Here is a 23,295-nt window from a genome sequence, read left to right on the forward strand (position 1 = left end):
ACCTCATGTGGATCGATACGCACTGCCATCTCGACGCCGCGGAATTCGACGCCGACCGTGACGTGGTCGCGGCGGCGGCGCGCAGTGCGGGCGTCGCCCGGATCGTGATTCCGGCGATCGGCCGGCGGAATTTTGCAGCGGTGCGCGAGCTTGCGCACCGGGTCGACGGCGGCGCGTATGCGCTCGGAATTCATCCACTCTTCACGCCGGGCGCCGACGAGCGGGATCTCGACCTGCTGCGCATCGAGATCGAGGCGAGTCTCGACGATCCGCGGTTCGTCGGCATCGGCGAGATCGGGCTCGATTATTTCGTCGACGGCCTCGACGATGCGCGCCAGCAATTCTTCTACAACGGTCAACTGCAGCTCGCGCGCGAATTCGACCTGCCGGTGATCTGCCATGTGCGCAAATCGCAGGATCAGGTGATCAAGGGACTGCGGCGGCATCAGATCCATCGCGGCATCGCGCACGCGTTCAACGGTAGTTTCCAGCAGGCTCAGGCCTACATCGATCAGGGCATGCATCTGGGCTTCGGCGGCAACCTGACGTTCGAGCGCGCACGGCAAATCCGTCGCCTTGCCGAGCAGTTGCCGTTCGACGCACTGGTCGTCGAAACCGATGCGCCGGACATCGCCCCTTCGTGGATGTACAAGCAGCGCAACTCGCCGGAGCAGATCCCGGGCATCGGCGCAGGCCTCGCGCAACTGCGCGGCATGAGCGCCGACGAAACCGCCCTAGGCACAACGGCTAACGCGCTCGCCGCGCTGCCTCGGCTCGCACTTTCCTCTGCATAATCGAACTCGTTGGTCTGAGTGGTTCGCGCCGGGCGATACCCACGCCCGGCGGGCTCGCTGACGCCTGTTCGCCGGGTGCTGTGTCGTTTGGCGTTTGCTGGACGGAAGGCGAATGCGGGCAGGGTGGTGCGGGTTTGCGTTGGGCGTGATCTGGCTGCAGCGGCAGGCGGTATTGCCGGATTGGGCGGGGTGGTGCGGATTGATCGCGCTGGGCGCGGTGACGTTTGTCGTCGCGGTTTGGGGGTTGCGCGCCGATGCGATGGCAGTCGCGCGTGGGCGGCCGGCGGTTGCAGCGGATGTGACGGTGCGGCGCTTGCGGCGTGACAGGCATGGGTTGCTGATTGGCTGGGCTGCGATTTCGAACGCGCTGGCGAGGCGCTTGCGGTTCGATGCGCGTGTTCGGTGGTTCGCCGGGTGGGTTGCAGCCTCGAACAGGGTGAGGCGGCGCTTCCGATGCGATGCGCGTGTTCGGTCGTTCGTCGGGTGGACCGCGCTGTGGTGTGCGGCGGCGTGCGCGGGCTTCGGCTACGCGGCTGTGCGCGCGGAATTGCGGCTTGCGGCGAGCTTGCCCGCTGCATGGGAGGGTCGCGACATCGAGGTCGTCGGCAGCATCAAGGGCCTGCCGTCACGCGACGACAACGGTGCGCGGTTTTTGTTCGAAGTCGAGGCGGCCACGGCGCCCATTGCTACACCGGCCACTGCGTCTGTCGCTGCGCCGTCCGTCCGTTTTCCGCGCGTAATCCAACTGTCGTGGATCGATGCCGACGCCCCCGCGCCACGCCTCGAACCGGGTGATCGCTGGCGGTTGACCGTGCGGCTCAAACGCCCGCATGGCAATGCGAACTTCGGCGTGCGCGATGCTGAAGCAAATCTGCTCGCGCGCACTGTGCGGGCCACCGGTTACGTGAGCGGGCCGGCCCGCGCGCTGCGCTTGCCGGGCCGGGCGCGTGGCCTGAGCGTGCTCGTGGATCGCTGGCGCGCCGTGCTGCGTGCGCGGATCGACGAGGTGTTGACGGACGCGCCGCATCGCGGGATTGTCGTCGCGCTGGCGATCGGCGCTCAGGACGAAGTCAGCGCCACCGACTGGCTGCTGATGCGCGCCACCGGCACGGGTCACCTGGTGGCGATTTCGGGCTTGCATATCGGCTTCGTCGCGGGTCTGGCCAGTTGGCTGGCGGGTGCAGTGTGGCGGCGTTCCGGATGGGTAGGGCGCAACTGGCCGTTGCGGTTGCCGGCGCAAATCGTCGCGGTGACGGCGGGCGCTGGCATCGCCGCGCTGCATGCCGCGCTGGCCGGCTTCAATGTGCCGGCGCAGCGCGCGCTGTGGATGGCGGGCGTCGTCGCGCTGGCGTTCGTCAGCGGGCGCGATCTGGCGCGCTCGGTCGTGCTGGCGTGGGCGCTGGGGCTCGTGCTGCTGGTCGATCCGTGGGCGGTGCTGTCGGCGGGATTCTGGCTGTCGTTCTGCGCGGTGGCAGCGATTCTGTTCGCGGTGTCGGGGCGGCCGCGGGTGCGGGGGCGCGGGCAAGGTCGCGATGGTGGGGGTGGTCAGGGCGGCGGTGGAGGTGACGGCGAGCGCGAGGACGAGGGAGACGAGCGAGGCGGGAGAGGCGGGAAAGACGGGAAAGACGGGAAAGACGGGAAAGACGGGAGAGACGGGAGAGACGGGAGAGACGGGAGAGACGGGAGAGACGGGAGAGACGGGAGAGACGGGAGAGACGGTAGTGACGGAAGCGACGGAAGTGACGGAAGTGACGGAAGTGACGGAAGTGACGGAAGTAGCGGAAGTGGCACGAGTAGAAACAAGCCCGGCCAAATACCGAAGCTGCGCGCCGCCCTATCCCGCCGCATCCACGCCCTCGCCGAACGGCTGCGCAGCGCCGCGCAAGTGCAGATCGCAGTAACGCTCGCGCTCGCGCCGCTGACCGTCTACTGGTTCGCGCAGATTCCGCTGATCGGTCCGCTCGCGAACGCGTTCGCGATTCCGTGGGTCAGTGTGCTGATCACGCCGGCGGTGTTGGCCGGCGTGGCATTGCCCGCGCCGTTCGATGCCTGGCTGTGGCACGCCGCGCATGTGCTACTCGATCTGCTGGCCCTCGGCTTGCACACGTTGTCGGGCCCCGCCTGGGCACTCTGGCGGCTGCCGCAACCAGACGCATGGACGCTCGCCGCGGCCGCGCTCGGCGTGTTCTGGTGTCTCGCGCCGCGTGGCTGGCCGCTGCGCTGGGCCGCACCGCTCACGTGGCTGCCGCTGCTGATGCCGGCGTCGCCCGGTCCGCCGCCGGGCAGTTTCCGTCTGACCGCGCTGGATGTCGGGCAGGGCAGCTCGGTGCTGGTCGAAACCGCGCATCACGCCTTGCTGTTCGATGCGGGACCGGGCCCGGAGTCGACTCATGCGGGCGAGCGAGTGGTCGTGCCGTTCCTGCAGGCGCATGGCGTCGCGGCGCTCGACACGCTGATCATCAGCCACGCCGACTCCGACCATTCGGGCGGCGCACCCACCGTGCTCGACGCGATCGACGTGCATCAACTGGTGGCCGCATTGGCGCCGGACAACGTGCTGTGGTCGAGCGCGCGGCAGCACGGCGCGCAGACGGTGCCGTGCGCGGCGGGACAGCGCTGGCAGTGGGACGGCGTCGAGTTTGCGATGCTGTGGCCGGATCCCGGCCCGTTGCAGGGCAAACCGAACGCGCATTGTTGCGTGTTGCGGGTCAGCACGATGCCAGGCGTCGCGAGCGGGGCGGGAGCGTTTTCTCGAACGGCGACGTCCGCGCACACGGGAGCCCGTCGCCAAGCGGCAGCGTCTCTTCAAACGCCAGCGCTATCGCAAACGGCACCGCTACCGCAAACGCCACCGCCGCCTGAACCAGCACCACCGTCGCAAACCGCAGCTCGTTCGCAAACGGCACCGCCGCCTGAATCAGCACCGCCGTCGCAAACCGCAGCCCGTCCGCAAATGGAACCACCTGCTCAATCAGCATCGCCGCGCATCGCAGCCTTGCTGACCGCGGACATCGAGGCACCGGCCGAACGCGTGCTGCTAGCGCGCGATCGCGACGCATTGCGCGCGCAGGTGCTGGTCGTGCCACATCACGGCAGCAGGACCTCGTCGACTGAGCCGTTCCTCGACTCTATCGATCCGTCCATCGCGTTATTTCAGGTAGGCTATCGCAACCGCTTCCAGCATCCGAACGCAGGGGTGTTCGAGCGCTACAAGGCGCGCCATATCGAGCTGGGGCGCAGCGATACGGACGGCGCGGTGCGGGTCGACGTGAGTCCGGGACCGCAAGGCGCCACGCTGACGCTGGAGCGCTATCGCGATACGCAGCGCCGCTACTGGATGGATCGCTGACGGCTCGACGAGTGGATCGCCGCCTGTACATGCAGCACGCAGAAGAACCGCGCCGCCGCGCCGCAGTGGCTGCAAGAGGGCATGTGCGAAGCACTCACGAAAAAACACTCGCGAAAAAGCGCGCGCAAAAAATCAGAACGGAGATAGCCGCACTTGAAGAACATCATTCATTTTTCGCATGCCAACGGCTTCCCAGCGTCGACCTACCGGACCATCTTCGCCGAACTCGCCGACGACTACGATCTGCGCTCGATCGAGCGGATCGGCCACGACGTCCGTTTCCCGGTGACCCAGGACTGGCCGCATCTGGTCGAACAGCTACTCGAGGACATCGGCCGCGCTTACGAGCACCCGGTCTGGCTGGTCGGGCATTCGCTCGGCGGTTATTTGTCGCTGATGGCCGCGCTGAAAAAGCCGCAATGGGTGAGGGGCGTGGTGATGCTCGATTCGCCGGTGATCGCCGGCTGGCGCAGCAGCATGCTGCGCGTGTCGCAATGGACCGGGCTCGATGAGCGCCTCTCGCCCGCGGCCGCCACGCGCACGCGCCGCACGCGCTGGGCGAGCCGCGACGAAGCGTGGCGCCACTTTTACTCGAAGCCGGCGTTCGCGCGCTGGGACGAGCGCATGCTGTCCGACTACATTGACTTCGGCATTCCGCAGACTTCGCCCGACGGCGGCCGCTCGCTCGCCTTCGATCGCCGCATCGAATATCAGATCTACAGGACTCTGCCGCACACGCTCGGCGCGCGGCTCGCGCGCGGCGCGCCAGTGCCGGTCGGGTTCATCGCCGGCACGCGCTCGAAGGAAATCCGCCAGGCCGGACTCGACGCCACCCGCCGCGCCACCGGCGGTCATGTGGAATGGATCGAGGGCAGCCATCTTTATCCGATGGAAAGGCCACTCGAAACCGCGCGCGCGGTGCAGCGGATGTTGCATGAACTGGAGCGGCGCGCTTGACGCCGCGCGGCGGCCGCAGGCGGATCGGATAGAGCGCCGCGCGGCGCATGCCGGGGCGACCCTCCGTCACTTTCGACGAATGCCCCGGCGCGCGGGCAGGGTTGCGGCCGTTGGCGGGCGCGTGTGCAATCGCACTGCAGTTGCCCATAACCATAGAACCGCGCCACGAAAAACAGCGCATGGCCGATGTGCCGCGACGGCCGCCGCCGTGACACACGAGCGTGCAGATCGCGGTCGGATTTTGCTGGGTCGGGCCCTTGCTTTACGGTATAATCCGTTTTTCCCGCGAGCATCCAGCGATGACCAAATATGTTTTCGTCACCGGCGGCGTAGTATCTTCCCTCGGCAAGGGTATTGCCGCCGCTTCCCTCGCCGCGATCCTCGAATCGCGCGGTCTTAAAGTCACCCTCCTCAAGCTCGATCCGTACATCAACGTCGACCCCGGCACGATGAGCCCGTTCCAACACGGCGAAGTGTTCGTGACGGAAGACGGAGCTGAAACCGACCTCGACCTCGGCCACTATGAGCGCTTCATCAGCACGAAGATGCGCAAGGCCAACAACTTCACCACGGGCCAGATTTACGAATCGGTGATCCGCAAGGAACGCCGTGGCGATTATCTCGGCAAGACGGTGCAGGTCATCCCGCACATCACGAACGAAATCCAGGCATTCATCGAGCGCGGCGCAGCTTCTGCGACGTGCGGCGAGCCGGATGTCGCGATCGTCGAAGTGGGCGGCACGGTGGGCGATATCGAATCGCTGCCGTTCCTCGAAGCCGCGCGTCAGATGAGCCTGCGCATGGGCCGCAACAGCGCGTGCTTCGTGCACCTCACGCTGGTGCCCTGGGTTGCCACGGCCGGCGAACTCAAGACCAAGCCTACCCAGCACAGCGTGCAGAAGCTGCGCGAAATCGGTATCTCACCGCACGTGCTGCTGTGCCGCGCCGACCGCCGCATTCCGGACGACGAGCGCGCGAAGATCTCGATGTTCTCGAACGTGCCGGAAGACGCGGTGATCTCCGTGTGGGACGCGGACAGCATCTACAAGATTCCGCAGATGCTGCACGACCAGGATCTGGACGCGATCATCTGCGAAGAGCTGAAGCTCGAGCCGAAGGCCGCCGATCTGTCGATGTGGTCGGACCTCGTCGAGAAGCTGCAGCATCCGAAGCACGAGGTGACGATCGGCATGGTCGGCAAGTATGTCGATCTGACCGAATCGTACAAGTCGCTGATCGAAGCGCTGCGCCATGCGTCGATGCATACGGCGACGCGTGTCAACATCGAATACATCGATTCCGAAGAGGTCGAGACACAAGGTGTCGAGAGCCTCAAGCATCTGGACGCGGTGCTCGTGCCGGGCGGCTTCGGCCGTCGCGGCACCGAAGGCAAGATCGCCGCGATCCGCTATGCGCGTGAAGCGAAGGTGCCATATCTCGGCATCTGCCTCGGCATGCAACTGGCCGTGATCGAATTCGCCCGCGACGTGGTCGGCCTGAAGGATGCGAACAGCACCGAGTTCGATCAGGAAACCGAAAATCGCGTGGTCGCGCTGATCACCGAGTGGTACGACCGCGAAGGCCGTGTCGAGAAGCGCACAGAAGAATCGGATCTGGGCGGCACGATGCGCCTTGGTTCGCAACGTTGCCCGATCAAGCCCGGCACGATGGCCGAGGAGATCTACGGCAAGGACGTGAACGAACGCCATCGCCACCGTTATGAAGTCAATAACCGCTTCGTGCCCCAACTCGAAGCCGGTGGCCTTATCATCAGCGCCCGTACCCCGAGTGAAGATCTGCCGGAAATGATGGAACTGCCGCGCAGCATGCACCCGTGGTTCGTCGGCGTGCAGTTCCACCCGGAATTCACGTCCACGCCGCGTGACGGCCATCCGCTGTTCAAGTCGTTCGTCGAAGCGGCGCTCGCGCATCATCAGTCGCGCACGGCGACCGAAGTCGGGGAGAAAGCATGAAACTGGGCGATTTCGAAATCGGGCTCGACAAGCCGTTTTTCCTGATCGCGGGCACCTGCGTCGTCGAGTCCGAGCAGATGACGATCGACACTGCGGGCCGCCTGAAGGAAATCTGCGCGAAGCTGAATATTCCGTTCATCTACAAATCGTCGTACGACAAGGCGAATCGCAGCAGCGGCAAGTCGTTCCGCGGTCTGGGCATGGACGAAGGCTTGCGCATCCTGTCGGAAGTGAAGCGTCAGCTCGGCCTGCCGGTGCTGACCGACGTTCACGCCGAGCACGAGATCGAACAGGTCGCTTCGGTGGTCGACGTGCTGCAAACGCCGGCTTTCCTGTGCCGTCAAACCGACTTCATCCACGCTTGCGCGCGTTCGGGCAAACCGGTCAACATCAAGAAGGGCCAGTTTCTCGCGCCGCACGACATGAAGAACGTGATCGACAAGGCGCGTGACGCGGCCCGCGAAGCGGGTCTGTCGGAAGACCGCTTCATGGCGTGCGAGCGCGGCGTGTCGTTCGGCTATAACAACCTCGTGTCGGACATGCGCTCGCTCGCGATCATGCGCGAGACCAACGCGCCTGTCGTGTTCGACGCCACCCACTCGGTGCAGTTGCCGGGCGGACAGGGCACAAGCTCGGGCGGTCAGCGCGAATTTGTGCCGGTGCTCGCGCGCGCCGCGGTCGCGGTCGGCGTCGCCGGCCTCTTCATGGAAACGCATCCGAATCCGGCGCAGGCCAAATCGGACGGCCCGAACGCGGTGCCGCTGAACCGCATGGCCGATCTGCTCGAGACGCTGTTGACGCTCGACCAGGCCGTCAAGCGCGCGCCGTTCCTCGAGAGCGATTTCAACTGATTCAGGCGTTCGCCGCGTTTCACGGTTGGCTTGCATAGTGGGCACCGTCAGTGGCGTGCGGCGAATGCACGCAATGGTCGTCGAACGTATCGGCGCGCGAGTTGTCTGTCGGGGAGACCGGTGCGCTGCATGGGACCGAAGTAAGCGCTAAAGCGCTAACTCCGGATCGACACAGGCGCCTGGTACAGTGGCACAGTACAGAATTCAACGTCATTTCTTGAGGAAACCATGAGTGCTATCGTAGATATCATCGGTCGAGAGATTCTCGATTCGCGAGGCAACCCCACCGTCGAATGCGACGTGCTGCTCGAGTCGGGCACGATGGGCCGCGCCGCGGTGCCGTCGGGTGCGTCGACGGGTTCGCGTGAAGCCATTGAACTGCGCGACGGCGAAGCCGGCCGTTACGGCGGCAAGGGCGTGCTGAAGGCCGTCGAGCACATCAACACGGAAATCTCCGAAGCGATCATGGGCCTCGACGCTTCCGAGCAGGCCTTCCTCGACAAGACCCTGCTGGAACTCGACGGCACCGACAACAAGTCGCGCCTCGGCGCGAACGCGATGCTGGCCGTGTCGATGGCCGTCGCGAAGGCCGCTGCTGAAGAAGCCGGCCTGCCGCTGTACCGCTACTTCGGCGGCTCGGGCGCGATGCAACTGCCGGTGCCGATGATGAACATCGTCAACGGCGGCGCACACGCGAACAACAGCCTGGATATCCAGGAATTCATGATCGTGCCGGTCAGCCAGCCGACCTTCCGCGAAGCACTGCGTTGCGGCGCCGAAGTGTTCCACGCGCTGAAGAAGATCCTGTCGGACCGCGGCATGAGCACGGCAGTGGGCGACGAAGGCGGTTTCGCGCCGAACTTCGGCAGCAACGACGAGTGCCTGTCGACCATTCTGCAAGCGATCGAGAAAGCAGGCTACCGCGCCGGTGAAGACGTGCTGCTCGCGCTCGACTGCGCAGCGAGCGAGTTCTACCACGACGGCAAGTACCAGCTGGCCGGCGAAGGCCTGCAACTGTCGTCGACGGAATTCGCGGACTACCTCGCGAACCTCGCCGACAAGTTCCCGATCGTGTCGATCGAAGACGGCATGCACGAAAGCGACTGGGCGGGCTGGAAGACGCTGACCGACAAGCTCGGCAAGAAGGTCCAGCTGGTCGGCGACGATCTGTTCGTCACCAACACGCGCATCCTGAAGGAAGGCATCGAGAAAGGCATCGCTAACTCGATCCTGATCAAGATCAACCAGATCGGCACGCTGACGGAAACCTTCGCGGCAATCGAAATGGCCAAGCGCGCCGGCTACACGGCCGTGATCTCGCACCGCTCGGGCGAAACCGAAGATTCGACGATCGCGGATATCGCAGTCGGCCTGAACGCCGGTCAGATCAAGACGGGTTCGCTGTCGCGTTCGGACCGCATCTCGAAGTACAACCAGTTGCTGCGCATCGAAGAAGATCTCGGTGATATCGCCAGCTACCCGGGCAAGTCGGCGTTCTACAATCTGCGCTAAGGCCATTTGTGGCCATGTTGCTGGCGCTGACCGATGAGCCGGTCATCCTTCGTTTCTGATTGACCTCGCCGCCCTGCGTATAGCGCAGGGCGGCGCGTATTTATTGTGCTTACTTCATGCGGCTTGTCACTGCTGTCCTGATCGTTCTGCTGGTATTGATCCAGTACCCGCTCTGGTGGGGCCATGGCGGCTGGTTGCGCGTGCACGAATTGCAGCAGCAACTGGCGCAGCAGCTGCAGAAGAATGCCGATGCGAAGCTGCGCAACGAGCGTATTCAGGGCGAAGTCCAGGACTTGCAGAACGGCACCGCCGCTGTCGAAGAGCGGGCGCGCTACGAAATGGGCATGGTGAAGGACGGCGAAGTGTTCGTGCAGTTCGTCTCGCCGAATGCGCCGTTGCCGAACGCGAACACGCCTTCGGCGACTACCTCCACGCGTGGCGAGGTGTCGGCAGCGCCGTTGCATGTGGTGCCGAATCCGGAGTCGCGTGCGAAGCCGGATCGCAAGCATGGCGGGAAGGTGGCCAAGGAGAAGAAGGCCACGCATTGAGGTTCGCCGGTTGGCGTTGGCTTGGTAAGAAGGATGCAAAAAAGGCGCGGTTCATTTCTGAACCGCGCCTTTTTCTTTGCGCTTGCGTTGAAGCCGATGCCGGGACTATCAGTCCCAACTACCAGCCCCAGTTCGGCCCGAAGCCTACGCCGATACCCGTCCCCCAGCCGCGCCCCCAGCCGCCGGTGGAGTAGCTGCCAAACACGCGGACGGGCGGCGAATAGTAACGCGACCATGCCTGCGCGGCGTTTTCGGCGGCAATGGTCTGATCCTGCTCGAACATCACCTGGCGGTCGATCGCGTCGTAGCGTGCGCGCTCTTCGGGTGTCAACGAAGGAGCGGTATTGGCCATGCCCGATTGATCGGCTGGCAGGCGGCTCAAGATTTGCGAGGGACCCGGTGGGTTCATCGCGCAACCGGTCAGCGCCGCGCTTCCCGCGACGACAGCCAGCAAGGTAAGCGTGCGCGCGTTGCGTAGCAGCGAAGCAGGGCGTGTCATGTTCGAACTCCATCGGTCGGACGCCTAAGCAAAATGTGCGCGGCGTGCAATGCCAATGATTCAACGCAATGATCGAAGATACTGCGCCGCCCGGGCCGTGAAGACAATGGGCGGCGCGGTAGTGACAGCCGTCGTGCCAGCGCGCTGGAACGCCGTTCAGCGGGCGTCGCGCCCGCCCCAGCGCAAGCCCGTCTCAGTGCAGCTTCAATGCCGCTGCTCGGCCGCGGGCGTCACGCCTTGTGAGAGTGCATGGGCGACGAAAAGTTGCGCCACGTCGACCGGATCGAATTCATACCGTTGATTGCAGAACTCGCAATGGATCTCGACGTGGCCGCGTTCTTCGATCACGCCGTCCACTTCGTCGCGGCCGAGCATCTTCAGCATGCCGCCGACTTTTTCGCGCGAGCACGTGCACTCGAAACGCGCGGTGGCCGGTTCGAAATGCTGCACGTTCTCCTGCCAGAACAGGCGACGGAAAACCGTTTCCGGTTCTTCCTTCAACAACTCCTCTTGCGACAGCGTGCCGCCCAGCGTGCAGACGCGCTCCCACGTATCCGCGTCCAGCTCGCCCGGATGCGGAACGATCCCGCCGTCGCCCGGCAGCTTCTGCAGCAGCATGCCGACTGCACGCTCGGTGTTCGCCGCGAGCCACAGGCGCGTGTCGAGCTGCTCCGAGTGATGCATGTAGTGTTCGAGCACTTCGGCCATCGACCCGAGCGGGCCATCCACGCCCGACAGCGGCACGATGCTTTGATACGGCTGCTGGCCGGGCTGCTTGTCGGCCGGGTCGAGCGTGATCACGCAGCGGCCGTGGCCGCTCGCGTTCAACAGCTCGACCATCGAGGTCGTGTCGTCGATCGTGTTGTCCGCGTTGCCGGACAGCTTGGCGGTGGCGCGCATCGATAGATCGGAGCCGCACTGGACCACCAGCATCTTGATCGGGCCGTCGCCGAAAATCTGCATGACGAGCGTGCCGTCGAACTTGAGGTTCGCCGACAACAGCGCGCACGCGGCCATCATTTCGCCCAGAATCGTCCGCACAGGCGCCGGATAATCACGCCGCGTCAGCACTTCCTGCCACGTATTGCGCAGCGAAACGATCTCGCCGCGCACCGGCGCCGCGCTGAACATGAATTTTTGCAACTGGTCGCTCACAACTTTTCCTCGGTGGAATGGCGCGGCGTCATGCCGCACCGTGCGCGCCGCGCGCGCCGGCTTCTAGCCGATGCGTACGAGCTGCGCCTTGAAAAACTCGCGGCGCTCGGCATAGCTTGCCGCGCCGCGCTGCATATTGGCGATATCCGTCTCGGTCAGTTCGCGCACCACCTTGGCGGGCGCGCCGAGAATCAGCGAATTGTCGGGAAACACCTTGCCTTCGGTGACGATGGCGCCCGCTCCGACCAGACAGTTGCGGCCGATTACCGCGCCATTCAAGACCACGGCCTGAATTCCGATCAGCGAGCCTTCCTTGATCGTGCAGCCATGCAGCATGACCTGATGGCCGACCGTCACGTTGGACTCGATCGTCAGCGGAAAGCCGGGGTCGGTGTGCAGCACGGCGTTTTCCTGCACGTTGCTGCCGGTGCCGATCGTGATCGGCTCGTTGTCGCCGCGGATCGTCGCGCCGAACCAGACGCTCGCGTTTTCCTCGAGCGTCACGTTGCCGACGATGTTCGCAGAATCGGCAACGAACACGCTTTCATGGATGGTCGGGGCGGCTTCGCCAAGCTTGTAAATCGTCACAGTGTCTCCTCTTGATCCGCTTGAGCGGTTAAGGCGCATGCGGGGTGGGGCAGTGAGCTGTCCGCCGCGTGCTGCCTGACCGGGGTGTCCCGCATAGCCGGCGCGACGGGCGCGCCGGACGGTCGAATCGGGTATTGTAAACGTTTGTGTGCTTGGGCCGCCTCGCGCGGCTGCGGGAACCTTCGCCAGACCGTCGTTCGGGCTGGCGGGCCGATTGCGCCGTCGCCCGTCCCGTCTCGTGATCTTTCTTTTGCCGCGTAGGCGATCGCGTCCTTCGCGGCTTTCTTCGCTGCTTCCTTTGCCGATCCGCTTGCCATGATGTCCGCCGCTTCGTTCGCCTCGCCAGTGTCAACCGCCTCAATCGCCTCAGCCGCTTCACCAGCCGCAGCCGTTGCGTCCGTCCCGATCCCGCAAGCCCAACCGGATTGCGCGCGAAGCGCCGCGCTGGCCGCCTTGCGCGAAAGCGATCCGGCCGCGAAGGCCGCCGCGGCCCGCGCGTTGTACGCCGCCGTGCTGGACGGTCGCGCCGCCTGTGCAGCCGGCTTCGAACTCGATGAGCCGGCCGGCTTGCCGGGCCGCCCCATGCGGCCCGAACTGGTCGAGCCGCGCAAGCTTGGGCGGCGCGCCATGCAATCGGCGCAAGGGCGCGCGGTCTTGCTTCACGCGCTGGCGCACATCGAATTCAACGCGATCAATCTCGCGCTCGATGCCGTCTGGCGCTTCGCCGGCATGCCTGCGGCGTTCTACGCCGACTGGCTCAAGGTTGCCGCCGAAGAGGCCTATCACTTCTCGCTGCTGGCCGCGCGCCTCGCGCAATACGGCCACGCATACGGCGATTTTCCCGCGCACGACGGCCTGTGGGATATGTGCGAGCGCACCCGCGGCGACGTGCTGGCGCGTATGGCCCTGGTGCCGCGCACGCTCGAGGCACGCGGCCTCGACGCGTCACCGCCGATCCGCGCGCGCCTGCTACAGGCGGGCGACCAGGCATCCGCGGCGATTCTCGACGTGATCCTACGCGATGAAATCGGCCATGTGCTGATCGGCAACCGCTGGTTCCGGCATCTGTGCGACGCGAGCGGCCTCGACCCGCACGCGACGTACACGCGACTCGCCGACCAGTATCACGCACCGAAATTACGTGGTCCGTTCAATTTCGAAGCGCGCCGCGACGCCGGGTTCGACGAAGCGGAACTCGCCGCACTGGCGCATCTCGACGCCCAGCAGCCGGGCGGCCCGACCGCGCTCGACTGAGTGCATGCTCAATAATCCGACCCCCACGTCTCGTCAGCTGTCTCTATAATCGAACGACCATTCTTTTTTGGCGCGCCGTTCATGAATACTTCCCGATCCGAGTTTGTCGCCGTACGCGGCGTCCGTCTGCATGTGCGGCGGTGGGGCCATCCCGACGCGCCCATGCTCTTCATGCTGCACGGCTGGATGGACGTGGCGGCGTCGTTCCAGTTCGTCGTCGATGCGCTGGGCGGCGACTGGCAGGTAATCGCCCCCGACATGCGCGGCTTCGGCCTGTCGGACTGGCCGGTGGCCGAGCGCGGCGGCGGCAATTACTGGATCCCGGACTATGTCGCCGATCTCGACGCGCTGCTCGACCACTACGCGCCGGCCGGCGAAGTGAATCTGGTCGGCCATAGCATGGGCGCGAACATCGTTTGCCTGTATGCGGGTGCGCGGCCGGAGCGGGTGCGGCGGGTGGTCGACCTGGAGGGCTTCGGGCTCGCGCCGTCGCACTCGGCGCAAGCGCCCAGGCGCCTGCGCAACTGGCTCGACGAACTGCGCGATCCGCCGCAGTTGAAGCGCTACGCGTCGCTCGACGACGTCGCCGCCCGCCTGATCAAAACCAATCCGCGGCTCGACCCGGCGCGCGCGAAGTTTCTCGCGCAGCACTGGTCGAAACCGGACGGCGAAGGGCGCTTCATGCTGCTCGCCGACCCGGCGCACAAGCTGCGCGGGCCGACGCTGTATCGGCTCGACGAAGTGATGGCGGTATGGCGCAAGGTGAGCGCGAAGGTGCTGCACGTCGAGGCCGCCAATTCGCCGACGCTCGCGCAGATCGCCGGCGAGATTCCGCTCGACGAATTCAAGGCGCGCTTCCAGGCGTTCCCGGACTGGCGCGAAAAGATCATCGACGCAGCGGGACACATGGTGCACCACGACCAGCCGGAGCAGGTGGCCGCGCTGATCGAGGGATTTTGCGCCTGAACGCCGTGAATATCGGCAGACGTGGACGTCCGCGCGAGATAGCTCTGCGCCCATTTACTGCGTTGCAGTAAAATGGATGGTCAACTTTTCCCGGACCACGATGAACGCCGATCTCCACTGCCACTCCACCGTTTCCGACGGCCAGTTCGCGCCGGCTGACGTCGCGCGTCGCGCGCACGCGGGCGGCGTGACACTGTGGGCGCTGACCGACCACGACGAGGTAGGCGGCCAGCAGGAAGCGCGTGCCGCCGCCGAGGCGCTTGGCATCGGCTACGTGAGCGGTGTCGAAATCTCGGTGACGTGGGCGTCGCGTACCGTGCACATCGTTGGCTTGGGCATTGATCCGGCGAGTTCGATTCTGATCGACGGTCTGGCGCGCACCCGCGACGGCCGTGCCGCGCGCGCCGAAGCCATGGGCGAACAGCTGGACGCGCTCGGCATTCCCGACGCGTACCAGGGCGCGCTCAAATACGTGTCGAACCCGGACATGATTTCGCGCACGCATTTCGCCCGCTTCATGGTCGAGAGCGGCTATTGCAGCTCCACGCAAGACGTGTTCAACCGCTATCTCGGCGACGGCAAACCGGGTTACGTCGCGCATCGTTGGGCCAAACTGGCCGACGCGGTCGGCTGGATCCAGGCCGCCGGCGGCGAGGCGATCATCGCGCATCCGGGTCGTTACGCGTACACGCCGGTCGAATTCGACGCGTTTTTCGCCGAATTCATCGATCTCGGCGGCAAGGCGATCGAAGTAGTGACCGGCAGCCACACTCCAGACCAATACCGCGAATACGCGGATGTTGCGCGCCGGTTCGGTTTCGAGGCGTCGCGCGGCTCCGACTTCCACGCGTCCGGCGAAGGCCGCATCGAGCTCGGCGCGCTGCCGCAATTGCCTTCCGATCTCAAGCCTGTCTGGGAACGCTGGCTGTGATCGCGCGCCGTGCCACGCGGCACGTCACGCGCGGATCACAGCCGGAGCCGGCCGCACGCGGCGCATGCCCGCGTCCGCTCTTCCGGCCGCCGCTGATCCGCAGTTCAACCGCGGTTCGCCCCCCGTTCATCTGTCGTCATCGTTAGTCGCCATGTCCCAATACTTTCGGCTTCACCCTGACAACCCGCAGCCCCGCCTCGTCAAACAGGCCGTGCAGATCATCAAGGACGGCGGCGTGGTCGCGTTGCCGACGGACTCGAGCTATGCGCTTGCCTGCCAGCTCGACGACAAGGACGCGGCCGAGCGTCTGCGGCGGATTCGCGGGCTCGACGAAAAGCAGCTGCTGTCGTTGCTGGTGCGCGACCTGTCGGAACTGGCGAACTTCGCAATGGTGGACAACCGCCAGTACCGGTTGATCAAGTCGGTGACGCCGGGCCCGTACGTGTTCGTGCTGCAGGCCACCAAGGAAGTGCCGCGGCGCCTGTCGCACCCGTCGCGCAAGACCATCGGCCTGCGGGTGCCGGACCACGCGATCACGCTGGCGATTCTCGAGGAACTCGGCGAGCCGCTGCTCGGCTCGACGCTGATCATGCCGGACGAAACCCAGCCGCTGAATGACCCGGAAGAAATCCGCACGCGCCTCGAAAAGCAGCTGGATCTGGTGATCGACGGCGGCCCCTGCGTGTGCGAGCCGTCGACCGTGATCGACCTCACTGGCCCGGAGCCGGTGCTGGTGCGGGCGGGGCGCGGCTCTCTCGCGCCCTTCGGTCTCGAAGAGACGGCATGAGTGAAAGCGGACAGACGCACGCAGTCGCGTTGTTACAATAGCGAGTTATGGATTCTTCCCTGATACAAACCATTGCGGTGTACGCGTTGCCGGTTATTTTTGCGATAACGCTGCACGAAGCCGCGCACGGCTACGTCGCGCGCTGGCTCGGCGACAACACCGCATACGTGCTCGGGCGCGTTTCGATCAATCCGATGCGGCACATCGATCCGCTCGGCACGATCGCGATTCCGTTGCTGTTGTACTTCGCGACGAGCGGCGCGTTCATGTTCGGGTACGCGAAGCCGGTGCCGGTCGCTTTCGGCAACCTGCGCAATCCGCGCTGGGGCAGCTTGTGGGTCGCGGCGGCGGGCCCTGCGTGCAATTTCATCCAGGCGCTGATCTGGGGCCTGTTCGGCGTCGGGTTGGCGGTGCTGAACGTCGACGAACCGTTCTTCACGCGCATGGCGGGCGCGGGCGTCGGCGTGAATCTCGTGCTCGGCGTGCTGAACCTGTTTCCGCTGCCGCCGCTGGACGGCGGCCGCGTGCTGATGGCGCTGCTGCCGCCGCGCCAGTCGATCGGGCTGGCGCGGCTCGAACCGTATGGTTTCTTCATCGTCATGGCGCTGGTCATGACCGGCACGCTGACGCGCTACTGGCTGAATCCGCTCGTTACGCTCGGCTACAGTGCGATTACCGCAATCCTGACTCCACTTGTTTCGCTTTTCTAAATAATCATGTTCCCAGACCGTATCTTCTCCGGCATGCGGCCCACCGGGTCGCTGCACCTCGGCCACTATCACGGCGTGCTGAAAAACTGGGTGCGGCTGCAGTCCGAATACCCATGTTTCTTCTGCGTGGTCGACTGGCACGCGCTGACGACGCACTACGAAACGCCCGAAGTGATCGAAAAGAACGTGTGGGACGTGCTGACCGACTGGCTCGCGTCCGGTATCGATCCGGCGCAGGCTACGCTGTTCATCCAGAGCAAGGTGCCCGAGCATGCGGAGCTGGCGCTGCTGCTCGGCATGAGCACGCCGCTCGGCTGGCTCGAACGCGTGCCGACCTACAAGGAGCAGCAGGAGAAGCTGAAGGACAAGGACCTGTCCACCTACGGCTTCCTCGGCTACCCGGTGCTGATGGCGGCCGACATCCTGCTGTATCGCGGTTCGCTCGTGCCGGTCGGCGAGGACCAGGTGCCGCACGTCGAAATGACGCGTGAGATCGCGCGCCGGTTCAACTACCTGTACGGCCGTGAGCCGGGCTTCGAACAGAAGGCCAACGAAGCCGCGAAGAAGCTCGGCGGCAAGCGTTCCAAGCTTTATCACGAGCTGCGCAACGCCTATCAGCAGGAAGGCGACGACGAAGCGCTCGAGCAGGCGCGCGCGATGTTGCAGGAGTCGCAGAGCCTGTCGATGAGTGATCGCGAGCGCCTGTTCGGCTACCTCGAAGGTTCGCGCAAGATCATTCTGGTCGAGCCGCAGGCGATGCTGACCGAAGCGTCGCGGATGCCGGGTCTGGATGGCCAGAAGATGTCGAAGTCGTACGGCAACACGATCGGCCTGCGTGAAGATGCGGAAACCATCACGAAGAAAGTCCGCACCATGCCGACCGATCCGGCCCGCGTGCGCCGCACCGATCCGGGCGATCCGGACAAGTGCCCGGTCTGGCAACTGCACCAGGTCTACACCGACGAAGCGACGCACGAGTGGGTGCAGAAGGGTTGCCGCAGCGCGGGTATTGGTTGCCTCGACTGCAAGCAGCCGGTGATCGAAGGCATTCTGCGCGAGCAGCAGCCGATGCTCGAGCGCGCGCAGAAGTACATGGACGATCCGTCGCTGCTGCGCGCGATCGTCGCCGACGGCTGCGACAAGGCCCGCAAGTTCGCCACGGAAACGATGCGCGACGTCCGCGAGGCCATGGGCCTGTCGTACACCTGAGCCGCGACGCAGCAGCGATGAGCACGTCCGCCGCCGTCCACGGATTGGGTGAGCCGTCGCGCTGGGTGCGCGATTGGGCCCATCTGGTCGCCGCGGGCGGTGCGGTGCTCGATGTGGCGTCGGGAGCGGGGCGGCATGCGCGATTCTTCGCGGCGCTGGGGCACCCGGTGACCGCGATCGACCACGATGCGGCCGCGCTCGGCACGCTGCGCAACGAGCCGCTCGTTACCCCGCTCGCGGCCGACCTCGAAGGCGCCGCGTGGCCGCTGTCCGCCGATGCAAAATTCGCCGCCGTCGTGGTGACGAACTATTTGCACCGGCCGCTCTTTCCGGATCTTTTGCGCTCGCTCGCCCCCGGTGGCGTACTGGTTTACGAGACCTTCGCGCAAGGAAATGAAAGCGTCGGCAAGCCCTCCAATCCGGCGTTTCTGCTCGCGCCCGGCGAGCTTCTCGACAGGGTGCGCGGCCAGCTCAGGGTGATCGCGTTTCAGGACGGTTTTCTCGCGCAGCCGCGCCCGGCCTACGTCCAGCGCATCTGCGCGATTCTCGAGGCAAAGCGCCCAGACGACCTCGCGCAGGCGGCACCGCCGCCTTGTTACGAGTTGGCTGGCTAATCCGCTACAATCGCGGTTTACCTGATCAAATTCATGGCGTTTCATGACTAACGGCAACCAGAGCGGCAACCTCAGCACCAGCAGCGTTCAGATCCGCGGCAGCATTCCTGCCATCATCACCCCCATGCTGGAAGACGGCAGCCTCGATCTGCCGGCGTTTCGCAAACTGATCGACTGGCACATCGCGGAAGGCACGGACGGGCTCGTCGTGGTGGGCACGAGCGGCGAGTCGGCCACGCTGTCGGTCGAAGAGCACGTGCTGATGGTCAAGACCGCGGTCGAGCACACGGCGGGCCGGATTCCGGTGATCGCGGGCTCGGGCGGTAACAGCACCACTGAAGCGATCGAACTCACGCAACAGGCGAAAGACGTCGGCGCGGACGCGACGCTGCAGGTCGTGCCGTATTACAACAAGCCGACTCAGGAAGGCATCTACCGCCATTTCGCGAAGATCGCCGAAACCGTCGACCTCCCGGTGATCCTGTACAACGTGCCGGGCCGCACCGTCGCGGACATGAGCAACGAGACCATCCTGCGCTGCGCGCAGGTGCCGGGTATCGTCGGCGTGAAGGAAGCGACCGGCAACATCGACCGCGCCGCGCATCTGATCAAATCCGCGCCTGCGCACTTCGGCATCTACAGCGGCGACGATCCCACCGCGATCGCGCTGATGCTGCTCGGCGGCCACGGGAATATCTCGGTCACCGCCAACGTCGCGCCGCGCGCGATGAGCGAGCTCTGCAAGGCCGCGCTCGCAGCTGACGCGAAGACCGCGCGTGAAATTCATCTGAAACTCCTGTCGCTGCATAAGAACCTGTTCGTCGAATCGAATCCGATTCCGGCCAAATGGGCATTGCAGCAACTGGGTCGTGTGCAGGGCGGAATCCGCCTGCCGCTCACGCCGCTCGACGCGCAGTACCACGAAGTGGTGCGCGGCGCGCTGCGCGAAGCGGGCCTGCTGGGCTAAGCGGGGCGACCGCGGCACCAGCGCCAACGAAAGACTGCCACCGGCATTCCCTTAACCGACGTCGATCCAGCCCACGTTCCCGGCACACAGAACCAGGCACCGCGTTCCAGCATCACGAAGGACCTCATGAAACGTTCCGCACTTTCCCTCCACGCAACCCGCATGGCGGCGCTGGCGCTTGCCCTGACGACGCTCGCCGGCTGTGACACGCTGAACGACTGGTTCGCTTCCGACCGCGTCAACTACAAGGTCGCGGCGAGCGCGCCGCCGCTGGCCGTTCCGAACGACCTGAGCACCTCGCCGACCGACCAGCGCTACGTCGCGCCGCCGGCCAATCTGGCGCTGGGCGGCGCGCCCACGCGCGCGGTCACGGCTGCCGGCAATGCCACCGAAGGCCAGCCGAATGCGCAAGACCCGCTCGGCATGCATATCGAGCGTGACGGCGATCGCCGCTGGCTGGTGGTCGACGGCCGTTCGCCGGAACAGCTGTGGCCGCAATTGCAGGAGTTCTGGCAGGAAAACGGTTTTGTCCTGAAAACGGACGCGCCTGCCACCGGCATCATGACGACCGACTGGGCTGAAAACCGCGCGAATATTCCGGACGACTGGTTCCGCCGCACGGTCGGCAAGGTGATCGACTTCGCGTACTCATCGGGTACGCGCGACAGCTTCCGCACGCTGGTGTCGCGCGGAGCGTCCGACACCACCGACATTTCGATCACGCACAGCGCGATGGAAGAAGTGATGACCGGCCAGGACAAGACATCGTCGCGCTGGGAAGAGCGCCCGCGCGATCCGGCGCTTGAAGCGCTGTTCCTGAGCAAGCTGATGGAGAAGTTCGGTCTGACCGAAGCGCAATCGAAGCAACTGCTGACCGACGCGCGCCCGGCCACCGCGCCGACCACGATCGACCAGAGCGCGGGCGCCTCGACGCTGGATCTGCAGGAATCGTTCGACCGTGCGTGGCTGCGCGTGGGCCTCGCGCTCGACCGTACCAACTTCACGGTCGACAACCGTGATCGCGCGAAGGGCATCTACTACGTGCGTTACGCGGACTCGATGCAGGAACTGAAGCGCGAAGGGCTGTTCGGCAAGCTGTTCTACGGCGGCAATTCGTCGAAGAAGCCGGGTCAGGAATTTCTCGTCAATGTGCGCTCGAAGGGCGACACGGTGACGCAGGTGGCGGTGCTCGACGCGAACGGGCAGATCGACACGTCGTCTGACGCGCAGCGCATCGTGACGCTGCTGCACGCGCAGCTGAATTAAACGCGCCGTGCGCTTCGCAAGTCTCGGCAGCGGCAGTGAAGGCAACGCGCTGCTAGTGGAAGCGCACAGCGGCGCGACTACCACGCGCGTGCTACTCGACTGCGGCTTTTCGGCGAGGGAAGTCGAGCGGCGTCTGACCCGGATCGGCGCGAGCGTCGAAGGTCTCGACGCTATTCTGATCACGCATGAGCATAGCGATCACATCGGTAGCGCGCTGACGCTGGCGCGCAAGTGGTCGATTCCGCTGTACATGAGCTGGGGGACCGCCCGCGCGGTGGGCGCCGACGAAGCCGATGTCGACCTGCAGGTGCTGTGGGGCGACGAAGCGGTAGCGATCGGCGACCTCAGCGTCCTCCCTTATACCGTCCCTCACGACGCGCGCGAGCCGCTGCAATACGTGTTCTCGAATGGCGCGAGCCGGCTCGGCGTACTGACCGATGTCGGCACGTCCACGCCGCATATCAGCGGGGTGCTGAGCGGCTGCGACGCGCTGGTGCTCGAGTGCAATCACGATCTGCGGATGCTGGCGGGCAGCCGATATCCGCAGTCGTTGAAAGCGCGTATCGGCGGCAATCATGGGCATTTGAACAACGACGCGGCGGCGGAGATTCTCGCATCGCTCGACCGCTCGCGGCTGCGTCATCTGGTTGCTGCGCATTTGAGTCAGCAGAACAATCTGCCGGAACTGGCACAGGCCGCGATGGCCGGCGTGCTGGGCGCGGCACCTACCGAAGTGGTGGTCGCTTCGCAGGATGATGGGTTTGCGTGGCTGAGCGTGTGATACTTGTTTGAACGCGGTTGCGGTATCTGGCGGTAGCCCCGGCGACACCCATGAAAAAAGCCCATAACGATTGCTCGTTACGGGCTTTTCACTTTTGAGGGCGGGCGTTTGTAGAACGCCTCGCCCCGAGTCAGGCTCAGTTGCGGTTGCCGCCGAAGATGCCGAGCAACGCGAGCAGGTTGACGAACACGTTGTACAGATCCAGGTAGATCGCGAGCGTGGCCGTGATGTAATTCGTCTCGCCGCCGTTCACGACGCGCTGCACGTCGAACAGCATGTAGGCCGAGAAGATCACGATCGCCATCACCGAAACAGTCAGCATCAGCGCCGACAGTTGCAGGAACACGTTCGCAACCGAAGCCAGCAGCAGCACGATCACGCCCATGAACAGCCACTTGCCGAGACCGGAAAAGTCGCGCTTGCTGACCGTGGCGATGGTTGCCATTGCCGTGAAGATCACACCAGTGCCACCGAAGGCGAGCATGATCAGCGACGGGCCGTTCGAAAAACCGAGCACGAAGCTCAGGATGCGCGACAGCATCAGGCCCATGAAGAACGTGAAGCCGAGCAGCACGAACACGCCAACCGAGCTGTCTTTGGTTTTCTGAATCGCGAACATGAAACCGAAGGCGATTGCGAAGAAGGCCAGCATGCTCATCGCCGGGCTGGTAGCGGCGAACAGCGAGAAGCCGGTGGCGAGCCCCACCCACGCCCCGAGCACGGTCGGAATCATGGACAGCGCCAGCAGCCAGTAGGTGTTCCGTAGCACGCGGTTGCGCGTTTCGGCCGTACTGACGGCGCCGTTGCGGCCAAAGCTATACGGATGTTCGTTCATGGTCTCTCCTTACCTCGGAAGCGTGTTTCGTGATGGTGGTACCGCGGGTCGTGCCGCGCCGGCCGGAGTGGTTGCCGCCAGGCGCAAAGTGTTCACCCCTAAGATTAGCGCGGAAGCACAGAGTTTCAATACCTCGAAAATGCCGGTAAGTCCTACGCTACCAGCATTTTGCAACTCCTGCCGGCGACCTTTCAGTGTTGTAAGGGTCCAATCGCAATCATACACGGGAACATGCTACAATAGCGGATTCATTTGAATCTGTAACCTCTTAATTTTTTGGAGTTTTTATGGCGATCGAACGCACCCTGTCCATTATCAAGCCGGACGCAGTGGCCAAGAACGTGATCGGCCAGATCTACACCCGTTTCGAAAACGCTGGTCTGAAGATCGTGGCATCGCGCATGGTTCACCTGTCGCGCGCTGACGCAGAGAAGTTCTACGCCGTGCACGCTGCACGTCCGTTCTTCAAGGACCTGGTCGAATTCATGATCTCGGGCCCCGTGGTCGTGCAAGCGCTGGAAGGCGAAAACGCAATCCTGAAGCACCGCGATCTGATGGGCGCGACGGATCCGAAGAAGGCGGAAAAGGGCACGATCCGCGCCGACTTCGCCGACAGCATCGACGCTAACGCCGTGCACGGTTCGGACGCGGCAGAAACCGCAGCGGTTGAAATTGCGTTCTTCTTCCCGCAAGTGAACGTCTACTCGCGCTAATCGCCATTCAGGCGAATTTGCCGCGCGCGATTCGGG

At 64.8% G+C, this 23,295-nt stretch carries 22 protein-coding genes; 18 read left to right on the top strand and 4 right to left on the bottom strand.

What is annotated here, in order from left to right; all coding sequences use genetic code 11:
- Positions 1–5: 5 nt before the first annotated feature.
- The 7 genes from FVF58_RS01515 (at position 6) to ftsB (ending at position 9,984) form a co-directional block, all read left to right on the top strand.
- Positions 6–794, top strand: a complete 789-nt coding sequence (locus tag FVF58_RS01515; RefSeq protein ID WP_149668179.1) for a TatD family hydrolase — start codon at positions 6–8, stop codon at positions 792–794.
- A gap of 112 nt (positions 795–906) precedes the next feature.
- On the top strand, positions 907–4,143 hold the full coding sequence (locus tag FVF58_RS52445) for a ComEC/Rec2 family competence protein (RefSeq protein ID WP_246216894.1): 3,237 nt from the start codon (positions 907–909) through the stop codon (positions 4,141–4,143).
- A 153-nt stretch (positions 4,144–4,296) separates the two neighbouring features.
- Complete coding sequence (locus FVF58_RS01530) at positions 4,297–5,100, top strand: alpha/beta fold hydrolase (protein ID WP_149668180.1); 804 nt, start codon at positions 4,297–4,299, stop codon at positions 5,098–5,100.
- 299 nt (positions 5,101–5,399) lie between these two features.
- The gene (locus FVF58_RS01535) at positions 5,400–7,073 is read left to right on the top strand and encodes a CTP synthase (RefSeq protein ID WP_149668181.1); all 1,674 of its coding nucleotides are present in this window, start codon (positions 5,400–5,402) and stop codon (positions 7,071–7,073) included.
- Positions 7,070–7,924, top strand: a complete 855-nt coding sequence (kdsA, locus tag FVF58_RS01540) for a 3-deoxy-8-phosphooctulonate synthase (RefSeq protein WP_149668182.1) — start codon at positions 7,070–7,072, stop codon at positions 7,922–7,924. Before FVF58_RS01535 ends, kdsA begins: the two co-directional genes overlap by 4 nt.
- Before the next feature lie 228 nt (positions 7,925–8,152).
- Positions 8,153–9,436: a phosphopyruvate hydratase gene (gene eno, locus FVF58_RS01545; protein WP_042322785.1), complete on the top strand. Its 1,284-nt coding sequence runs from the start codon at positions 8,153–8,155 to the stop codon at positions 9,434–9,436.
- A gap of 116 nt (positions 9,437–9,552) precedes the next feature.
- Positions 9,553–9,984 carry a cell division protein FtsB gene (gene ftsB, locus FVF58_RS01550; RefSeq protein WP_149668183.1) on the top strand — a complete coding sequence of 144 codons (432 nt, stop codon included), beginning with the start codon at positions 9,553–9,555 and terminating at the stop codon, positions 9,982–9,984.
- A gap of 118 nt (positions 9,985–10,102) precedes the next feature.
- Here the strand turns inward: ftsB and FVF58_RS01555 are convergent, their stop codons facing one another.
- From FVF58_RS01555 to FVF58_RS01565, 3 genes are all read right to left on the bottom strand, one after another.
- On the bottom strand, positions 10,103–10,483 hold the full coding sequence (locus tag FVF58_RS01555) for a hypothetical protein (RefSeq protein ID WP_149668184.1): 381 nt from the start codon (positions 10,481–10,483) through the stop codon (positions 10,103–10,105).
- A 204-nt stretch (positions 10,484–10,687) separates the two neighbouring features.
- Positions 10,688–11,638, bottom strand: coding sequence for an Hsp33 family molecular chaperone HslO (hslO, locus tag FVF58_RS01560; protein ID WP_149668185.1), 951 nt, complete (start codon positions 11,636–11,638; stop codon positions 10,688–10,690).
- A gap of 63 nt (positions 11,639–11,701) precedes the next feature.
- Complete coding sequence (locus FVF58_RS01565) at positions 11,702–12,226, bottom strand: gamma carbonic anhydrase family protein (RefSeq protein WP_149668186.1); 525 nt, start codon at positions 12,224–12,226, stop codon at positions 11,702–11,704.
- 318 nt (positions 12,227–12,544) lie between these two features.
- On the opposite strand from FVF58_RS01565, the gene FVF58_RS01570 reads away from it, so the two are divergent.
- The 10 genes from FVF58_RS01570 (at position 12,545) to FVF58_RS01615 (ending at position 21,711) form a co-directional block, all read left to right on the top strand.
- Positions 12,545–13,480 carry a ferritin-like domain-containing protein gene (locus FVF58_RS01570; protein WP_425468903.1) on the top strand — a complete coding sequence of 312 codons (936 nt, stop codon included), beginning with the start codon at positions 12,545–12,547 and terminating at the stop codon, positions 13,478–13,480.
- An 81-nt stretch (positions 13,481–13,561) separates the two neighbouring features.
- Positions 13,562–14,446, top strand: a complete 885-nt coding sequence (locus tag FVF58_RS01575; protein WP_149668188.1) for an alpha/beta fold hydrolase — start codon at positions 13,562–13,564, stop codon at positions 14,444–14,446.
- A 100-nt stretch (positions 14,447–14,546) separates the two neighbouring features.
- On the top strand, positions 14,547–15,377 hold the full coding sequence (locus FVF58_RS01580) for a 3',5'-nucleoside bisphosphate phosphatase (RefSeq protein ID WP_149668189.1): 831 nt from the start codon (positions 14,547–14,549) through the stop codon (positions 15,375–15,377).
- 151 nt (positions 15,378–15,528) lie between these two features.
- Positions 15,529–16,164 (top strand): L-threonylcarbamoyladenylate synthase, encoded by a 636-nt coding sequence (locus FVF58_RS01585; RefSeq protein WP_149668190.1) that lies wholly within the window; start codon positions 15,529–15,531, stop codon positions 16,162–16,164.
- 47 nt (positions 16,165–16,211) lie between these two features.
- Positions 16,212–16,874, top strand: a complete 663-nt coding sequence (locus tag FVF58_RS01590) for a site-2 protease family protein (RefSeq protein WP_149668191.1) — start codon at positions 16,212–16,214, stop codon at positions 16,872–16,874.
- A gap of 6 nt (positions 16,875–16,880) precedes the next feature.
- Positions 16,881–18,083, top strand: a complete 1,203-nt coding sequence (locus FVF58_RS01595; RefSeq protein ID WP_149668192.1) for a tryptophan--tRNA ligase — start codon at positions 16,881–16,883, stop codon at positions 18,081–18,083.
- Positions 18,084–18,100: 17 nt separating this feature from the next.
- On the top strand, positions 18,101–18,697 hold the full coding sequence (locus tag FVF58_RS01600; protein ID WP_149668193.1) for a class I SAM-dependent methyltransferase: 597 nt from the start codon (positions 18,101–18,103) through the stop codon (positions 18,695–18,697).
- 43 nt (positions 18,698–18,740) lie between these two features.
- Positions 18,741–19,664: a 4-hydroxy-tetrahydrodipicolinate synthase gene (gene dapA, locus FVF58_RS01605; RefSeq protein ID WP_149668194.1), complete on the top strand. Its 924-nt coding sequence runs from the start codon at positions 18,741–18,743 to the stop codon at positions 19,662–19,664.
- Between the two features lie 126 nt (positions 19,665–19,790).
- On the top strand, positions 19,791–20,930 hold the full coding sequence (bamC, locus tag FVF58_RS01610; RefSeq protein ID WP_149668195.1) for an outer membrane protein assembly factor BamC: 1,140 nt from the start codon (positions 19,791–19,793) through the stop codon (positions 20,928–20,930).
- A gap of 7 nt (positions 20,931–20,937) precedes the next feature.
- Positions 20,938–21,711, top strand: coding sequence for an MBL fold metallo-hydrolase (locus tag FVF58_RS01615; RefSeq protein WP_149668196.1), 774 nt, complete (start codon positions 20,938–20,940; stop codon positions 21,709–21,711).
- 136 nt (positions 21,712–21,847) lie between these two features.
- Here the strand turns inward: FVF58_RS01615 and FVF58_RS01620 are convergent, their stop codons facing one another.
- Positions 21,848–22,546, bottom strand: coding sequence for a Bax inhibitor-1/YccA family protein (locus FVF58_RS01620; protein ID WP_149668197.1), 699 nt, complete (start codon positions 22,544–22,546; stop codon positions 21,848–21,850).
- A gap of 287 nt (positions 22,547–22,833) precedes the next feature.
- Between FVF58_RS01620 and ndk the strand changes: the two genes are divergently transcribed.
- Positions 22,834–23,259, top strand: a complete 426-nt coding sequence (gene ndk / locus FVF58_RS01625) for a nucleoside-diphosphate kinase (protein ID WP_042322811.1) — start codon at positions 22,834–22,836, stop codon at positions 23,257–23,259.
- The last annotated feature ends 36 nt before the right edge of the window (positions 23,260–23,295 follow it).

The organism is Paraburkholderia panacisoli (assembly GCF_008369935.1).
GTDB classification, from domain to species: domain Bacteria; phylum Pseudomonadota; class Gammaproteobacteria; order Burkholderiales; family Burkholderiaceae; genus Paraburkholderia; species Paraburkholderia panacisoli.

Excerpts from the sequence above, each read along its gene's own strand:
- FVF58_RS01515 (WP_149668179.1), top strand. The coding sequence starts at position 6 with ATGTGGATCGATACGCACTGCCATCTCGACGCCGCGGAATTCGACGCC.
- FVF58_RS52445 (WP_246216894.1), top strand. The coding sequence starts at position 907 with ATGCGGGCAGGGTGGTGCGGGTTTGCGTTGGGCGTGATCTGGCTGCAG.
- FVF58_RS01535 (WP_149668181.1), top strand. The coding sequence starts at position 5,400 with ATGACCAAATATGTTTTCGTCACCGGCGGCGTAGTATCTTCCCTCGGC.
- kdsA (WP_149668182.1), top strand. The coding sequence starts at position 7,070 with ATGAAACTGGGCGATTTCGAAATCGGGCTCGACAAGCCGTTTTTCCTG.
- eno (WP_042322785.1), top strand. The coding sequence starts at position 8,153 with ATGAGTGCTATCGTAGATATCATCGGTCGAGAGATTCTCGATTCGCGA.
- ftsB (WP_149668183.1), top strand. The coding sequence starts at position 9,553 with ATGCGGCTTGTCACTGCTGTCCTGATCGTTCTGCTGGTATTGATCCAG.
- FVF58_RS01555 (WP_149668184.1), bottom strand. The coding sequence starts at position 10,483 with ATGACACGCCCTGCTTCGCTGCTACGCAACGCGCGCACGCTTACCTTG.
- FVF58_RS01570 (WP_425468903.1), top strand. The coding sequence starts at position 12,545 with ATGTCCGCCGCTTCGTTCGCCTCGCCAGTGTCAACCGCCTCAATCGCC.
- FVF58_RS01575 (WP_149668188.1), top strand. The coding sequence starts at position 13,562 with ATGAATACTTCCCGATCCGAGTTTGTCGCCGTACGCGGCGTCCGTCTG.
- FVF58_RS01580 (WP_149668189.1), top strand. The coding sequence starts at position 14,547 with ATGAACGCCGATCTCCACTGCCACTCCACCGTTTCCGACGGCCAGTTC.
- FVF58_RS01585 (WP_149668190.1), top strand. The coding sequence starts at position 15,529 with ATGTCCCAATACTTTCGGCTTCACCCTGACAACCCGCAGCCCCGCCTC.
- FVF58_RS01590 (WP_149668191.1), top strand. The coding sequence starts at position 16,212 with ATGGATTCTTCCCTGATACAAACCATTGCGGTGTACGCGTTGCCGGTT.
- FVF58_RS01595 (WP_149668192.1), top strand. The coding sequence starts at position 16,881 with ATGTTCCCAGACCGTATCTTCTCCGGCATGCGGCCCACCGGGTCGCTG.
- FVF58_RS01600 (WP_149668193.1), top strand. The coding sequence starts at position 18,101 with ATGAGCACGTCCGCCGCCGTCCACGGATTGGGTGAGCCGTCGCGCTGG.
- dapA (WP_149668194.1), top strand. The coding sequence starts at position 18,741 with ATGACTAACGGCAACCAGAGCGGCAACCTCAGCACCAGCAGCGTTCAG.
- bamC (WP_149668195.1), top strand. The coding sequence starts at position 19,791 with ATGAAACGTTCCGCACTTTCCCTCCACGCAACCCGCATGGCGGCGCTG.
- FVF58_RS01620 (WP_149668197.1), bottom strand. The coding sequence starts at position 22,546 with ATGAACGAACATCCGTATAGCTTTGGCCGCAACGGCGCCGTCAGTACG.
- ndk (WP_042322811.1), top strand. The coding sequence starts at position 22,834 with ATGGCGATCGAACGCACCCTGTCCATTATCAAGCCGGACGCAGTGGCC.